The following is a 1,707-nucleotide window of genomic DNA, read 5'->3' as shown; positions in this document are numbered from 1 at the left end:
TAGCAGTAGTATTGATAGAGCCTGTAGGTTATAAGCCAAAGAAAAATCTCGGACAATAATTACTACGGAAAAGTGCACCAACAATAACAACAGCAGGTACAAATCCAGTAGATTATAAAGTAATTCTAACAAATACTTATTGCGGATGTCCACCGGATGAGTCAGATTAAATAAGTGGGTCTTTTGCCGATTGTACAGGGGGAAAATAGAAATCAGCCAGTAGTAACCAAAGAGAAAGGCTAAGTGAAAAGTAGTTGCCCACCCTACCGATTGGCTATCCTTATTTATAATATAACCAATACCCGCACTGTAAAGCAGTAAAAAGGTAAGTTGCAGCAAATACAACCCTACGAACATATCTTCTGATAATTGCCTCCGCCATACTTCCAAGCGGGTACGAACAATAAAGGTGGCTAACGAAGCATTCATCCGTTCTTCATTTGTTCTAACAATATCTCATCAATCTCCTGAGCGTGGTTTTGGGTTAAGTTTTCCATCGTCTCGGTAAAGGTCATTCGTCCTGCATTTAAGATAGCCACGTGGGTAGCTAAGCGTTGCATCCGCTCCGGATTATGCGAGGTCATCAGAATAGTGCCTCCTTGTAGCAAGTAGTCTTTTAAAAAGGAAATCAGCGTATGCACGGTCTCCAAATCCAGTCCGGCAAAGGGTTCATCTAACAGCAAAACTTTAGGTTGATGCAATAGTGCCCCACACAAACCTACCCGTTGGCGATTGCCGGTAGAGAGAATCTGAATGCGTTGAGAAAGTACGGTTGGATCGGTGAAAAAGTAACTGGTAAGCGACTGAATGCGGCTCTCCCTCGCTGCCGAATTCAACCGATGTAAACGCCCAATAAATTGCAGGTACTGATATACTGTGAACTCATTGATCAGCGGATTGATGTCGGCTACTACTCCAATAATTGACTTTACCGCTACCGAATCCTGCACCGAATCCAGATTATTTACGGTAATAACTCCTTCATCTAGCGGATAAGCATTCAGAATGCAGCGAAGCAGCGTAGTTTTACCAGCTCCGTTCACCCCCACAATACACCAACATTCGCCGGTGGCTAAATTGAGACTAATACGATTTAGCACTTACTTTTCCTGGAAGGACTTGGATACGTTGCTAATCTCTAACATTTGGATAAAAGCTTTCAATTACACATTCCACCAGTAGGTAAGCTTAAGTACCAAAGCGCGGTTTCTGACTCCGAAGGGCTGCGGAAAGTAGTTATCGGTATACACAATGAATAAATCAGAAGCCGGTTGGTAACGCCACTGTAGGCGGGTATTTAGGTTAATGTTATCGATCTGCTCGTTGTACTGCATAAAAGCGGTAAAGAACAGTTTATTGGTCATGGTCACATCTACCTGAGGACCCACTAGCCAGAAAGTACTCTGGTTCCAGGGTTCGGGTAGGTTAATGCGATTGTAACTCGAGCGAACGGACAAACTCACGTAGGGCTGAAAGCGGTAACCTAATTCACCCGTAACATTTAATCGATCGCCTTCAGCAAAGTAGCCTCCGTAGCGGGTAGCGAAAGAATAGGTGAATAAACTATTGGGCCTCGACTCGTACTCAGTACCCCAGGCGTTCCACTGGTGCTCGGTGCCAGTGGCGAGCGTATCACCAAGTGCATTGGTTGGATCAAATGCCCGCAGTAATTGTACGTAGTCATGTGCCACCCAGGCAGTAAAAGCG

General features: G+C 44.6%; 2 protein-coding genes and 1 pseudogene. All 3 read right to left on the bottom strand.

Features of this window, described 5'->3' with window-relative positions; all coding sequences use genetic code 11:
• Positions 1–429: hypothetical protein (locus WBA23_RS16950; protein ID WP_424583472.1), on the bottom strand; the 429-nt coding region annotated here is incomplete at its 3' end.
• A complete protein-coding gene (locus WBA23_RS16945; protein ID WP_424583471.1) occupies positions 426–1,100 on the bottom strand; it encodes an ABC transporter ATP-binding protein in 675 nt (224 codons plus the stop codon). The genes WBA23_RS16950 and WBA23_RS16945, both read right to left, overlap by 4 nt.
• A gap of 63 nt (positions 1,101–1,163) precedes the next feature.
• Positions 1,164–1,707 (bottom strand): annotated as a pseudogene (locus WBA23_RS16940) (hydrolase); the annotation flags it as partial.

Source organism: Tunicatimonas sp. (assembly GCF_049647865.1).
Lineage (GTDB): Bacteria > Bacteroidota > Bacteroidia > Cytophagales > Cyclobacteriaceae > Tunicatimonas.
This window is presented reverse-complemented; position numbering and strand designations above follow the sequence as displayed.